12 protein-coding genes are annotated in these 13,696 nt (G+C 71.3%); 2 read left to right on the top strand and 10 right to left on the bottom strand.

Features of this window, described 5'->3' with window-relative positions; translation table 11 throughout:
• Window positions 1-73: 73 nt before the first annotated feature.
• The 10 genes from ACWD68_RS10355 to ACWD68_RS10310 are packed head-to-tail and all read right to left on the bottom strand — an operon-like array spanning window position 74 to window position 10,547.
• Window positions 74-1,573, bottom strand: a complete 1,500-nt coding sequence (locus ACWD68_RS10355) for an NADH-quinone oxidoreductase subunit N (protein ID WP_451806037.1) — start codon at window positions 1,571-1,573, stop codon at window positions 74-76.
• A complete protein-coding gene (locus tag ACWD68_RS10350) occupies window positions 1,570-3,144 on the bottom strand; it encodes a complex I subunit 4 family protein (protein ID WP_451806036.1) in 1,575 nt (524 codons plus the stop codon). Before ACWD68_RS10350 ends, ACWD68_RS10355 begins: the two co-directional genes overlap by 4 nt.
• 6 nt (window positions 3,145-3,150) lie before the next feature.
• A complete protein-coding gene (locus ACWD68_RS10345) occupies window positions 3,151-5,142 on the bottom strand; it encodes an NADH-quinone oxidoreductase subunit 5 family protein (RefSeq protein ID WP_451806035.1) in 1,992 nt (663 codons plus the stop codon).
• Window positions 5,139-5,519 carry an NADH-quinone oxidoreductase subunit NuoK gene (gene nuoK, locus ACWD68_RS10340; protein WP_451806034.1) on the bottom strand — a complete coding sequence of 127 codons (381 nt, stop codon included), beginning with the start codon at window positions 5,517-5,519 and terminating at the stop codon, window positions 5,139-5,141. Before nuoK ends, ACWD68_RS10345 begins: the two co-directional genes overlap by 4 nt.
• On the bottom strand, window positions 5,519-6,169 hold the full coding sequence (locus tag ACWD68_RS10335) for an NADH-quinone oxidoreductase subunit J family protein (RefSeq protein WP_451806033.1): 651 nt from the start codon (window positions 6,167-6,169) through the stop codon (window positions 5,519-5,521). The genes nuoK and ACWD68_RS10335 overlap by 1 nt, the downstream gene beginning before the upstream one ends.
• Window positions 6,166-6,795 (bottom strand): NuoI/complex I 23 kDa subunit family protein, encoded by a 630-nt coding sequence (locus ACWD68_RS10330; RefSeq protein WP_451806032.1) that lies wholly within the window; start codon window positions 6,793-6,795, stop codon window positions 6,166-6,168. Before ACWD68_RS10330 ends, ACWD68_RS10335 begins: the two co-directional genes overlap by 4 nt.
• A 2-nt stretch (window positions 6,796-6,797) precedes the next feature.
• Window positions 6,798-7,766 (bottom strand): complex I subunit 1/NuoH family protein, encoded by a 969-nt coding sequence (locus ACWD68_RS10325; protein WP_451806031.1) that lies wholly within the window; start codon window positions 7,764-7,766, stop codon window positions 6,798-6,800.
• Window positions 7,763-9,499, bottom strand: a complete 1,737-nt coding sequence (locus tag ACWD68_RS10320; RefSeq protein ID WP_451806030.1) for an NADH-quinone oxidoreductase subunit C — start codon at window positions 9,497-9,499, stop codon at window positions 7,763-7,765. The genes ACWD68_RS10325 and ACWD68_RS10320 overlap by 4 nt, the downstream gene beginning before the upstream one ends.
• Window positions 9,496-10,143 (bottom strand): NADH-quinone oxidoreductase subunit B, encoded by a 648-nt coding sequence (locus ACWD68_RS10315; protein ID WP_451806029.1) that lies wholly within the window; start codon window positions 10,141-10,143, stop codon window positions 9,496-9,498. Before ACWD68_RS10315 ends, ACWD68_RS10320 begins: the two co-directional genes overlap by 4 nt.
• Window positions 10,134-10,547: an NADH-quinone oxidoreductase subunit A gene (locus tag ACWD68_RS10310; RefSeq protein ID WP_326786120.1), complete on the bottom strand. Its 414-nt coding sequence runs from the start codon at window positions 10,545-10,547 to the stop codon at window positions 10,134-10,136. The genes ACWD68_RS10315 and ACWD68_RS10310 overlap by 10 nt, the downstream gene beginning before the upstream one ends.
• A gap of 305 nt (window positions 10,548-10,852) precedes the next feature.
• Here ACWD68_RS10310 and ACWD68_RS10305 point away from each other — a divergent pair, with 305 nt between their 5' ends.
• On the top strand, window positions 10,853-12,034 hold the full coding sequence (locus tag ACWD68_RS10305) for a sensor histidine kinase (RefSeq protein ID WP_451806028.1): 1,182 nt from the start codon (window positions 10,853-10,855) through the stop codon (window positions 12,032-12,034).
• Between the two features lie 175 nt (window positions 12,035-12,209).
• Window positions 12,210-13,565 (top strand): sensor histidine kinase, encoded by a 1,356-nt coding sequence (locus tag ACWD68_RS10300; protein ID WP_451806027.1) that lies wholly within the window; start codon window positions 12,210-12,212, stop codon window positions 13,563-13,565.
• Window positions 13,566-13,696 lie beyond the last annotated feature (131 nt).

The raw sequence follows: 13,696 nt of genomic DNA, 5'->3' as shown, positions 1-13,696 counted from the left end.
TCCACGCGCGCGTGGGCCTCTTGGACGGGGTGGAGAAACCGGGTTGTCCCGGGCGGAGGAACCGGCCGCCGATTCAGAAGAGTCCGGTCGCCGAGAAGCGCAGGATCAGCTGGGGCGCACCGGACAGGACGACGCCCAGGACGGCCGTCAGGGCGATGGCCGCGGTGAGCGGAGCGGGGGCGCGGTGCGTGCCCGGCTCGCCCTCGGGGGCGCGGAAGAGCAGCGTCGTCCACTGGAGGTAGTAGAAGAGCGCGATCACCACGTTGACGGCCATGACGACGGCCAGCCAGCCGAGCCCGGCGTCGACGGCCGCGGAGAAGACGGTCACCTTGGCGAAGAGGCCGATGATGCCCGGCGGCAGACCGGCGAGGCAGAGCAGGAAGAAGCCGAGGACCAGCGCGGAGAGGGGGCTCTCGGCGTACAGGCCCCGGTAGTCGCTGATGCGGTTCAGGGGACTTCTGCGGGCCACCAGGGCGGCCACGGCGAAGGCGCCGAGGTTCACAGCGGCGTACATGAGGGCGTACGCGACCGTGGAGCCGATGGCCTTCTCGGCGTCCTTGGAGTAGGCGGCGGCAGCGATCGGGACCAGGAGGTAGCCGGCCTGTCCCACGGAGGACCAGGCGAGCAGCCGTACCGCGCTGTACGCGCGCGTGGCCCGCTGCCGCAGGGCGCCGACGTTCCCGACCGTCATGGTGAGGGCCGCCAGCGCTGCCAGCGCCGGGCCCCAGACATCGGCGTACGACGGGAAGGCGATGACGGTGACGAGGATCAGCCCGGAGAAGCCGACCGCCTTGCCGACGACCGACAGGTAGGCGGCGATCGGCAAAGGTGCCCCTACGTAGGTGTCGGGCACCCAGAAGTGGAAGGGCACGGCGGCCGTCTTGAAGGCGAAGCCGACGAGGGTGAGGACGACGCCCGCCTGGGCGAGGGTGTGGAACTGTCCGTCGACGTGCTGGATCCTGTCCGCGATCCGGGTGAGGTAGAGGCTGCCGGTCGTCGCGTAGACGAAGCTGACGCCCATGAGGCTCACGGCGGTCGCGGTGACGGAGGACAGGAAGAACTTCAGGGCCGCTTCCGAGGACTTCTTGTCGCCGCGCCTGATGCCGACGAGCGCGAAGGCGGGCAGTGAGGCGACCTCCAGGGCGACGATGAGCGTCGCGAGGTCGCGGGAGGCGGGCAGCAGGGCGGCGCCGGCGGCCGAGGAGAGCAGCAGGAACCAGTACTCCCCTTCAGGGAGTTCCTTGTCGGCGTCCTTCAGGGCGGTGACCGACAGCAGGGCGGCGAGGAGCGCGCCGCCGAGTACCAGGAGCTGGATGACCAGGGTGAAGCGGTCCGCCACATAGCTGCAGGTGTCCGCGTCGCCCGTCAGGCAGAACGTGGCCCGGTCGCCGTCCAGGAGGGGCAGCAGCAACAGCGCGGAGGCGGCCAGACCCGCCACGGACACCCAGCCGAGTACGGCCTTCCTCGCCTCGCCGATGAAGAGGTCGGCGACGAGCACGACGAGTCCGACGACCGCCGCGAGGGTGGGCGGCGCGATGGCGAGCCAGTCGACGGACTGGACCAGGGAACTCATCGGGTGCCTCCTGCGAGGAGCTGCTGTACGGCCGGGTCGGTCAGGCCGAGGAGGGCCCGGGGCCACAGACCGGCGACGACGGTGAGGGCGACGAGCGGCGTCCAGGCGGCGAACTCGTAGATCTGGACGTCGGCGAGCTTCGGCGCCTCCTGCGATGTGCCGCCCATGCAGACGCGGCGCACGACGATGAGCATGTACGCGGCCGTGAGCAGGGTGCCGAACACGGCGATCGCCATGAACGTCAGATAGGCGGGACGGCTGAGGCCGGCGGCGGGCTCGAACGCGCCGAACAGCGCCAGCATCTCGCCCCAGAACCCGGCGAGGCCCGGCAGCCCGAGCGAGGCGACCGCGGCGAAGGCCAGCAGGCCGCCGAGGCGCGGGGCCTTGCCGTACAGCGCGGCGCCCGTCTCCTCGGCGAGGGTGTCGAGGTCGGTGGTGCCCGTGCGGTCCTTCAGCGCTCCGACGAGGAAGAAGAGGAGGCCGGTGATGAGGCCGTGGGCGATGTTGGCGAAGAGCGCGCCATTCACGCCGGTCGGGGTCATCGTCGAGATGCCGAGCAGGACGAAGCCCATGTGGCCGACGGAGGAGTAGGCGATGAGCCGCTTGAGGTCGCCCTTCGCGCCCTGCTTGGCGAGCGCCAGGCAGGCCAGGGAGCCGTAGATGATCCCGACCACGGCGAAGGCGGCGAGGTAGGGGGCGAAGGTGCGGAAGCCGTCCGGGGTGATGGGCAGCAGGATCCTGACGAACCCGTACGTGCCCATCTTCAGCATGACGCCGGCCAGCAGGACCGAGCCGACGGTCGGAGCGGCGGTGTGGGCGTCCGGCAGCCAGCTGTGCAGCGGCCACATCGGCGTCTTCACCGCGAGCCCGATCCCGATCGCCAGAACGGCGATGACCTGCACGGATGTGGTCAGCGACCGGCCGTTGTCAGTGGCGAGTGCCACCATGTCGAATGTGCCCGCCTTGATTCCGATCAGGAGCAGGCCGAGCAGCATGACGACCGAACCGAGCAGGGTGAAGAGGATGAACTTCCAGGCCGCGGCCTGGCGCTGGGCACCTCCCCACCGGGCGATGAGGAAGTACATCGGGATGAGCACCATCTCGAACGCCAGGAAGAACAGCAGCAGATCGAGGACGGCGAAGGTCGCGAGCGTGCCGGACTCGAGGACGAGCAGCAGCGCGACGAATGCCTTCGGGGTCGGGCCCGCGGGCATCTTGAAGTAGGAGTACAGCGCGCAGAGGAAGGTCAGCAGCGCGGTCAGGACCAGAAGGGGGAGGGAAATGCCGTCGATGCCGAGGTGGATCCGCACGTCGAGCGCGGGGATCCAGCTGATGTCCGTCGTGGCCTGCATCCTCGACGGCTGGTCGTGGTCGAAGCCGAGCGCGAGGACGATCGCGGCGATGAGCACCACGCCCGTGACGGTCACACCGTGCCGCAGCGCCGCCTGCTCCGGCGACTTCCCCTTCAGCCCGGGCGGAGCCGGCAGAAGGACCGCGACGGCCCCGATCAGCGGGCCGACGACGATCAACGCGAGAAGAACCTGCATCACGGATTCACTGATATCGATCACGCGTGCTCACGCTCCCGTGGCGACGAGGAGGGCGGCGACCACCAGGACGACGGTGCCGGCGAGCAGCGCGCTCACATAGGTCTGCACATTGCCGGTCTGAGCACGCCGTACGGCCGTGCCCAGCCAGCGGGGTAGGGCGCCCGCGCCGCGTACATAGGTGTCGACGACCTCGCGGTCGAGGAACCGGACGAGCGAGGCTCCGGCCTGCACCGGGCGGACGAACAGCACGCTGTACACGGCGTCGAGGTGGAAGCCGACGGCCGCGTGGCGGTGCAGCGGGCCGAGCAGCAACCGGCCCGGGTCCGCGGGGTCGGGGGCGTGGGCCACGTCTCCGAAGGCGGGTTCGTGGGCGGCGATGGCCTCGGCCTCGACCCGTCCGGCATCGGCGCCGGGGTGGGCCGCGACCGCACCCATCGGTACGCGGGCCGCCAGGGCGGTGGTGTGCCGCCAGGCGCCGTAGGTGACGATCACGCCGACCAGGGCGAGCCCTGTGCCGAGCACCGAGGTGGTGAGGACCGGTGTCAGGTCCCGTCCGTCGAACCAGTCGGGCAGCGGGCCGATCGCCAGGCCGAGGACGAGCGACGGGACGGCGAGCACCCAGAGCACGGCCGTCATGGTGACCGGCTGCCTGCCGTGGTCGGGGGCCTCGGCTCCGTGCCCGCGGAAGGCCAGCAGCCACAGCCGGGTGGCGTACGCGGCGGTGAGGACGGCGGTGATCAGACCGGTCACGAGGACGATCCAGCCCGCGGCGCCGGGGGCCTGCTCGGTGTGCCCGGTGGCGACGTGCTCGGCGGCTCCGAGGACGGCCTCCTTGGAGAAGAAGCCGCTGAAGGGAGGGATCGCGGCGAGCGCGAGCAGGGCCACCGTCATCGTCCAGTAGGCGTCGGGGACGCGGGCCCGCAGGTCCTTCATACGGGACATGACGGCGAGCGAGTTGGTGCCGGAGGCGTGGATGATCACGCCGGCCGCGAGGAACAGCAGCGCCTTGAAGGCGCCGTGCGCGAGGAGGTGGAAGACGGCGGCACCGCGGTCGCCGACGGCGAGGGCGCCGGCCATGTAGCCGAGCTGACCGATCGTCGAGTAGGCGAGGACACGTTTGATGTCGTCCTGGGCGAGCGCCGCGAGCCCCGAACCGGCCATCGTGACACCGGCCATGACGGCGAGGACGATCATCGCGGCCGAGGAGGCCTGGAAGACGGGGAGGAGCCGCGCGACGAAGTAGATGCCGGCGGCGACCATCGTCGCGGCGTGGATCAGCGCGGAGACGGGGGTGGGGCCCGCCATCGCGTCGGGCAGCCAGGTGTGCAGCGGGAACAGCGCCGACTTGCCCGCCACGGCCGCGAGGAGGAGCAGGGCGACCAGGGTCGGGTGGTGCAGTCCGCCGCTCGCCACGGTGCCGAGGACCGTGGTGATCCGGAAGGAGCCGGCGTCGGTGGCCAGCGCGAACAGGCCGATGAGGAAGGGGACGTCGCCGAGTTTGGTGACGAGGAAGGCCTTGATGGAGGCGGCGCGGGCCTCGGGCGTCTCCCAGTAGTGGCCGACCAGGAAGTACGAGCAGATGCCCATGATCTCCCAGCCGACCAGGAGCACCACCAGGTCGCCCGAGTAGACGACGAGCAGCATCGCGGAGGTGAACAGGGAGACGAGAGCGGCGTACGAGGGGTAGCGCGGGTCGTCGCGCAGGTAGCCCGTCGAGTAGATCTGCACGCAGGTGGCGACGACGCCGACGAGTACGGCGACGAGGGCGGCGAAGCCGTCGATGTGCAGGCTCAGTTCGATGGGGACCGAGCCGGTCGGGGTGAGTTCGGTGTGCGCGTCGACGGCCTGGCCGCCGCCCTGGTCCACGGCGACCAGCACGGCGAGGACGAGCGACGCGAGAGGCGGCAGTACGGCGAGCGGACGGACGAAGCCCGGGGCCGTGCGGCCGAGGAGTAGTCCGGCGGCGGCGCCCAGGAACGGAAGGAGGGGGACGAGGACGGCGAGGGTGGTCGTGGTCACGCGGTGGCCTCAGCCTTCTCGGCCGCGGGGGCGTCGCTGTCGGGGTCGTCGGGGCCGTGGCCCTCGGCGGTGTCGCGGAGCTTGTCGATGTCCGAGGTGCCGCGGTTGCGGTACACGGCGAGGACGATCGCCAGGCCGATGCCGATCTCGGCGGCGGCGATGGCGATGGTGAACAGGGTCAGTGCCTGGCCGGAGTGCAGCGTGTCGCGGGCGGTCCTGGAGAGCCAGACGTCGAAGGCGACGAGGTTCAGGTTGACGGCGTTGAGCATCAGCTCGACCGACATCAGGACCAGGATCGCGTTGCGGCGCGCGAGGACCCCGTACAGGCCCGTGCAGAACAGGAGGGCGGCGAGCACGGCGGGATAGGCGAGGTGCATCAGCGGACACCTTCCTTGTCTTGCTTGCCGCTGCGGCTGCCGGGGACGCGCGGGGTGGTCGTCGCGGCGTCCGCCTTCGCCTTGCGGGAGAGGACGATCGCGCCGACCAGGGCGGCGAGGAGAAGGACGGAGAGCGCTTCGAAGGGAAGGACCCAGTTCTGGAAGAGGCTCGCTCCGGTCACCTCGGTGGAACCGGCGGCGGCGCCGTTCAGGTCGACCCAGGTCGTGCGGAAGGCGTCGACGACGACCCAGACCAGGGCGCCGGCCGAGGCGACGGCCACGGCCAGGGCGGCCCAGCGGTTGCCGGAGTCGGCGTCCGGGGAACGGCCGATCGGGGCCCTGGTGAGCATCAGACCGAACAACAGGAGGACGACGACGGAACCGACGTAGATGAGGACCTGCACCCAGGCGATGAACTCGGCCGTCAGCAGCAGGTATTCGACGGCGAGGCCGCCGAGAGTCACCACGAGCCACAGGGCGGCGTGCACCAGTTGCTTGGTGGTGACGGTGACGAGCGCGGCGCCGAAGGTGACCAGGCCGACGAGGAGGAAGGCGATCTCGACGCCGGTCGGGGAGAGGAAGCCGTGGTGTCCGGTGGCGACGGTGGTGGCCGTACGGGCCGCCGTTGCCGTGGCTGCTGAGAAGGTCACGACTGTCCCTCCTGCGGACCGGAGGAGGGCGTCGCCGGGGGCTCCGGCTGCCCACCCTGGTCGGTCTGTGCCGCTTGTGCTGCCTGTTCGGCCTGGGCTGCCTGTTCGGCCGCGAGTTTGTCGGCGGTCTTGCGGGCGGCGGCGATCTCCTTGGGTTCCTCGGCGCCGGGGTCGAGGGCGGGCGGGGCCGGGACGGTCCACATCCACTCGCGGAGCTTGTCGCGTTCGTGGGTGAGTTCGTGGATGTCGGTCTCCGCGTACTCGAACTCCGGGGACCAGAAGAGCGCGTCGAAAGGACAGACCTCGATGCAGATACCGCAGTACATGCACAGGGAGAAGTCGATCGCGAAGCGGTCCAGGACGTTGCGGCTGCGCTCGCGGCCACCCGGGGCGGCCGCTGGGACCGTCTCCTTGTGGGAGTCGATGTAGATGCACCAGTCCGGGCACTCGCGGGCGCACAGCATGCAGACCGTGCAGTTCTCCTCGAAGAGGCCGATGACGCCGCGGGTGCGGGGCGGGAGTTCGGGCTGGGCGTCCGGGTACTGCGCGGTGACGGTCTTCTTCGTCATCGTGCGGAGGGTGACGGCCAGGCCCTTGGCGAGGCCGGAGCCAGGGATGGGAGCCATGGTTACGCGATCACCACCTTGACGATGCCGGTGAGGGCGATCTGGGCGAGGGACAGAGGGACGAGGAGGGTCCAGGAGAGTTTCTGGAGCTGGTCCTCGCGCAGGCGGGGGTAGGTGACGCGGAGCCAGATGACGACGAAGGCGAGGATCGCGGCCTTCAGGAAGGTCCAGACCCAGCCGAGGCCGTCGGCACCCCAGGGGCCGTGCCAGCCGCCCAGGAAGAGGACGGTGGTCAGGCCGCACAGGACGACGATTCCGGCGTACTCGGCGAGCAGGAACAGGGCGAAGCGCAGGCCGGTGTACTCGGTGTAGGCGCCGAAGATGATCTCGGAGTCGGCGACGGGCATGTCGAAGGGGGGCCGTTGGAGTTCGGCGAGACCGGCGACGAAGAACACGATCGCGCCGACGATCTGCCAGGGCAGCCACCACCACTCGAAGGCGTCCACGATGCCCGGGAGCGAGACCGTGCCGGCCGCCATCGCGACCGAGGCCGCGGTCAGCAGCATCGGGAGTTCGTACGCGAGGAGCTGGGCGGCGGTGCGGAGGCCGCCGAGGAGGGAGAACTTGTTGGCCGACGCCCAGCCCGCCATGAGCGAGCCGAGGACGCCCACGCCCATGACGGCGAGGACGAAGAAGATGCCCGCGTCGACGACCTCTCCGACCGCGCCCTCGCCCGGGCCGATGGGGATGGTGAGGAGGACCAGGAGGTACGGGAGGAGGGCCACGGCCGGGGCGATCTGGAAGATACGGCGGTCCGCGCCCGTGGGGACGATGTCTTCCTTCTGCGCGAACTTGACTCCGTCCGCGACGAGTTGGGCCCAGCCGTGGAAGCCGCCCGCGTACATCGGGCCGAGGCGGCCCTGCATGTGGGCCATCACCTTGTGCTCGGTCTGGCCGACGATCAGGGGGAACGTCAGGAACACGACGAAGACGACAAGGAGGCGTAGGGCGACGTCGAGAGCGTCGTTCACTGCGTACCTCCGGAGGGGTCGTCAGGGGTGGGGGCGGGCTTCGAACCGAGGGTGGGGCCGGGCTTCGAACCGGGGCCGGGGTTCACGTTCGGCTCCTGATCGGACGCCGGCTCGGAGCCGGACGCCGACTCGGAGTCCGACGGGGACTCGGGCTCCGGCTCCCGCCGGGGCTCGGACTCCCGCCCGGAATCCGGGGCGGGCTTGGCTTTCGCCTCGGGCTTCGCCTCAGGGATCGGTTCAGGGGTCCCCGCGGACTTCACCTCGGGGGTCGGTTCCGCCGTCCCCTCGGGCTGGGACTCCGGCGTCGTTTCCGGCGCCGGTCTCCGCTCCGCCTTCGGCTCCGGGTCCTCGAACGCGGGCTTCGCCTGGTGCCAAGGAGCGTCGGAGCTGCGCGGTGCGGCAGGCCTTCTGACGGGCCTCGTCGCCGAGTCGGGCCCGGCTGCCCGAGGGGTACTCGCCGGAGAGGTCGCCTCGGCCGAAGCCGCCGGTTCCGCAGTGGGCGTCTGCCCGGCGGGAGCCGTCGGCTCCGCAGCAGGCGTCGGTTCCGCACCAGGCGTCGGCTCCGCAGTGGGCGCCACTTGCGCACCAGCCGTCGGCCCGGCAGGAACCGTCGGCTCCGCAGCAGGCGCCGGTTCCGCAGTGGGCGCCACTTGCGCACCAGCCGTCGGCCCGGCAGGAACCGTCGGCTCCGCAGCAGGCGTCGGCTCCGCAGTGGGCGCCACTTGCGCACCAGCCGTCGGCCCGACAGGAACCTTCGGCTCCGCAGCATGCGTCGGTTCCGCAGTGGGCGTCGGCCCGGCGGGAGCCGTCGGCTCCGCAGCAGGCGTCACTTGCGCAGCTGCCGCCGGTTCCGCGGTGGGCGTTGGATCTGAAGGCGCAGGCGCTGTCTGTTGTGCCCGTTGGGTCGCCGAGCCCTGGCTCGCGCTGCGGGCTCTGCGCGCGGGCCGCGCGGCCTCCGCACCGGAGGCGGCACCCGCCCCCGCGGAAGCCGCACCCGCGTCCATGGCCCCGGCGGACGCGCCGGACGTACCCGCGTCGGCGGGTGCGGCGGCAGGAGCGGCAGGCGCCTGACTGGCCGACCCCTCCCCCGCCGTGCGGGCCCTGCGCACCGGGCGGTCGCCGGCCGGGCGGGCCGCGCCGCGGGCCGGGCGGGACGGGGCCGGGGGGAGCTGGCCCTTGAGCGGGCCCCACTCGTTGGGGTCGGGAACGCCGGGCGGAAGCATCTGGCGGCGCTTCGGGCCGCCGTGCTCGGACTCGCCGGGTTCCTTCGCGCCGGGCCAGGCCTTGGCCACGCGGGCGGCCAGGACGAAGTCCTTGCGCAGGGGATGGCCTTCGAAGCCCTCCGGCAGGAGCAGGGGGTCGAGGCCGGGGTGCCCCTCGAAGGCCACCCCGAACATCTCGTGGGTCTCGCGCTCGTGCCAGGCGGCGCCCGCGTAGACGGAGACCGCCGACGGGAGGACCGGGGTGGCGTGCGGGACGGTCGTACGGACGAGGAGGCGGCGTACCGGGGACAGGGCCACGACGTGGGCCGAGACGAGGAAGCCCGTGCCGGGTTCGTCGACGGCGCTCAGCCAGTCGAAATAGGTGCAGCCCAGCGTGTCACGGGCCGTCTCCAGGGCCGCGATCCAGGACGCCGGGGGTACGTCGACCGTCAGGACCTCGTACGACTCCTCGGCCGTGGCGTCGGGGCCGAAGAGTTCCTCGGCGGGGCCGGGAAGCCAGCCGACGGTCATCGGTCCTCCTCACCGGGAGCGGTCGCATCCGTCCCCGGAACGCTCGTCGCCGAAGGGACCGGGGGCTTCACCAGGCCGCTCTGGAGCGCTGCGGCCGACGGTCGCGGCGCGTCGGACCCGTACCGCTCCCCCAGCGACTCCCGGGCGATCTTCTCCTGGAGCTTGAGGATGCCCTGGAGCAGGGCCTCGGGGCGGGGCGGGCACCCGGGGACGTAGACGTCGACGGGGATGATCTGGTCGACGCCCTTGGTGACGGAGTAGGAGTCCCAGTAGGGGCCGCCGCAGTTGGAGCAGGCGCCGAAGGAGATGACGTACTTCGGTTCGGGCATCTGCTCGTACAGGCGTTTGACGGCGGGCGCCATCTTGTCCGTGACGGTGCCCGACACCACCATCAGGTCGGCCTGGCGCGGGCCCGGCGCGAACGGGATCACGCCGAGGCGGATGAAGTCGTGGCGGGCCATCGACGCTGCGATGAACTCGATCGCGCAGCAGGCGAGGCCGAAGTTGAAGACCCAGAGCGAGTAGCGGCGGCCCCAGTTCAGGACCACCTTCATGGGCTCGGGGGCGAGGCGGGCGAGCGCGCCGAGCCGCTTCGGCTCGGGCAGCAGCACCGGCTGTTCCGGGGTGGAGGGGGTCACGTCCATGTCAGGACGCCCTTCTTGTATGCGTACAGCAGGCCCACGGCCAGGAAGCCGAGGAAGATGAACATCTCGACCAGCGTCGCGGCGCCGTAGCCGGGAGCGGCGAAGACCGTGGCCCAGGGGAAGAGGAAGATCGAGTCGACGGCGAAGATGACGTAGAGGAAGGCGTACACGTAGTAGCGGACCTGGGTGTGGGCCCAGCCCTCGCCGACCGGGTCGACGCCGCACTCGTACGTCAGGAGTTTCTCGGGGGTGGGGACCACGGGCCGCAGCAGGCGGCCGGCCCCGAAGGCTACGGCGACGAACAGCACGCCCACCACGGCGAGCAGTCCGACGACCGAGTAGGACTGGAAGTAGTCCGCCGCGACGACAGTTCCGGTCGCCGTGACAACGGTCGGTTCCGGCACGTCAGCCCCTCACTCCCTGACCTCGTTGCGCCCCGTCGTGCGCCGTCGCGCACTCTGTGATGCGCCGTGTTCGACGATCTGTACGGACGGGAGTCTAGGGCCTGCTAAAGAGAGCGTAAGCAGCCCGTCACGCCTCGACCATCCCTCGGCCACCGGGGACGCGTTCACGTCTCACGGTGTGAACATGGCCCGGGAGCATCTCGGCGTCACGTCCTGCCGTCACCCCTGGGGGTGGGGTTTTCCCCAGTGCATCGCGGCGGCCCACCTCATGGCGCGGCGGCGCGCCGCCGGGCAGGGTAGCGGATATGACCGAACGCATCACGCCCGCCAGTCCGCCGGACGATCCGTCCGAAGATGACCGGCCGCCCACCGTACGATTCGCCCTCGAACCGCAGACGTGGAAGGAGATCTCCCATCTCCTGGTGAATCTGCCGGCCTCGATCGTCGGGTTCGTGTACGTGGTGACGATGCTGGCCACGGGCGCGGGGCTCGCGGTGACGGTCGTCGGGCTGCCCCTGCTCGCGGCCGGGCTGCGGGGTTCTCGGCAGCTGGGCAAGGCGGAGCGGGCGCGGGCGCGGCGGCTGTTGGGGCTGCGGATCGACGAGCCGAGCCCGTTGCCGGTGCGCAGGACCGGCTTCTTCGGCTGGCTGTGGTCGAGTCTGAAGGACCCGGTGGGCTGGCGGGCGGTGCTGTACGACCTCATACGGCTGCCCTGGGGCATCGCCACGTTCACGATCACGCTCGTGTCGCTGTTCGTACTGTGGCCGGTACTGCCGTTCATCGCGCGGGGGCTGACGAACGTGGACCGGGCAATGGTGCGCGGGCTGCTGTCGCCCTCCGACGAGTTGGAGCGCCGCATCGCCGAACTGGAGTCGGACCGCGGGGTCGTGGTCGACACGGCCGCCGCCGATCTGCGCCGGATCGAGCGCGATCTGCACGACGGGGCGCAGGCCCGGCTCGTCAATCTCGCGATGGGGCTCGGCCTGGCGAAGGAGAAGCTTCTGGAGGACCCCGACGCCGCGGCGTCGATGGTCGACGAGGCGCACGGCGAGGTGAAACTGGCCCTTCAGGAACTGCGGGATCTGGCCCGGGGCATCCACCCGGCGGTCCTCACCGACCGGGGTCTGGACGCCGCCCTGTCCGCGATCGCCTCGCGGTGCACCGTGCCCGTGAAGGTGACGGCCGAACTGGAGACGCGGCCGGCCGCCGCCATCGAGGGCATCGCGTACTTCACGGTCTCCGAGCTGCTGCAGAACGTCAGCAAGCACAGCGGGGCGAGGTCCGCGTCCGTCGACGTCTGGCGGACGGACGCGCGCCTGCTCATCCAGGTCTCGGACGACGGCCGCGGCGGGGCGGGACTCGACGGCGGTACGGGTATCGCGGGGCTCGCGGACCGGCTCGGCGCGGTGGACGGACTGTTCGTCGTCGAGTCACCGGTGGGCGGCCCGACGGTCATCACGGCCGAACTGCCGTGGCGGGACCGGTAGCACGAGCCCGCGCGGCAGACGGGCCCGCCCACGTCCGCCGAGGTAGGGAAAACCCCCGGTCCAAGACGCCGATCCGCTCCATGGCCGGCGGGCGTCCCGGACGGCAGGGTTGAGGTACGAGCCGACGCGCAGGACGAGTCGAGGCGCAGGACGAGACGAGAGAACGGACGGACCGATGGCCACGGACTACGGACACGGATACGGGCACCGGAGCGGGCCCGGATTCGGCGGGGCGGGTGCCGACGAGCGGCGGCACCGTCTCCCGGCCCCGCTGCGGGCGCCGATCGAGGCCCGCAGCTGGCGTGAGTTCGGCTACGTGATGCTGGGCCTGCCGCTCGGGATCATCATGTTCACGTTCGCCGTCACGATGGTCTCGCTCGGCGCGGGCCTGCTGATCACCTTCCTCGGCGTACCGGTGCTCGCCGCGGCGCTGGCCGGCTGCCGCGGCTTCGGCTCGCTGGAGCGGGCGCGGGCGCGGGGGCTGCTCGGTGTCGAGGTGGCCGAGCCCGAGCCGCTCAGGATGAAGAAGCACGGGGCGATGGCGTGGATGGGCGCCGTGCTCAAGAGCGGCACGTCGTGGCGGCACCTGCTGTACGCGGTGGTCCAGTTCCCGTGGTCGGTGTTCTCCTTCGTCGTGGCTCTGAACTTCTGGGCGTACGGGTGGGCGCTGCTGACGTATCCGCTGTGGTTCTGGATCTTCCCGATGTACGGCGGTCAGGACGGACTCCAGCTGTACGGCGACGGGACGCACTCGATCTATCTGGACAACCCGTTCGAGATCACGGTGACCGCGCTGGTGGGGCTGCTCTTCACGATGGCGACCCCGTGGATCGTGCGGGCGCTGACGAGCGTGGACCGGCTGATGGTGCACGGGCTGCTCGGCCCCTCGCGGCTGGCCACGCGTGTGGTGGAGCTGGAGTCGGACCGGGGGGTCGTGGTCGACACGGCCGCCGCCGATCTGCGCCGGATCGAGCGCGATCTGCACGACGGCGCACAGGCCCGGCTCGTCGCCCTGGCGATGGATCTGGGGCTCGCCAAGGAGAAGCTGACCGAGGACCCGCAGGCCGCGGCGCGGATGGTGGACGAGGCGCACGGCGAGGTCAAGACGGCACTGCAGGAGCTGCGGGATCTCGCGCGCGGTATCCATCCGGCGGTGCTGACCGACCGCGGGCTCGACGCCGCGCTGTCCGCGGTGGCCTCGCGCTGCACGGTTCCGGTGCAGGTGGAGGTGGATCTGCCGGCGCGGCCGGCGCCCGCGATCGAGGGGATCGCCTACTTCACCGTCTCCGAGCTGCTCCAGAACATCAGCAAGCACGCGCGGGCGACACGGGCGACCGTGGATGTGTGGCGGGTCGAGAACCGGCTGATGATCCAGGTCGCCGACGACGGCGTCGGCGGGGCCGACATCTCCGAGGGGTCGGGCCTCGCGGGGCTGACGGAGCGGCTCGACGCGGTGGACGGGATTCTGGTGGTGGACTCGCCGGTGGCCGGCCCGACCCGGATCACGGCGGAGCTGCCCTGGCGGGGCTGAGACGCCCGGCCGGGGAGATCCCCCAGGGGCGGTGCCCCCACCCAGGGTGGGTCAAATCACCCGCGATTACTGTCAGGTAACTCCCGTGCACGGAAAGGATGTCGCCGACAAGTACGTCCGGAGGCGGACCC

It is taken from the genome of Streptomyces sp. NPDC005141 (genome assembly GCF_053599975.1).
The sequence above is the reverse complement of the archived record's forward strand: the minus strand, read 5'-3'. Positions and strand labels throughout refer to the sequence as shown.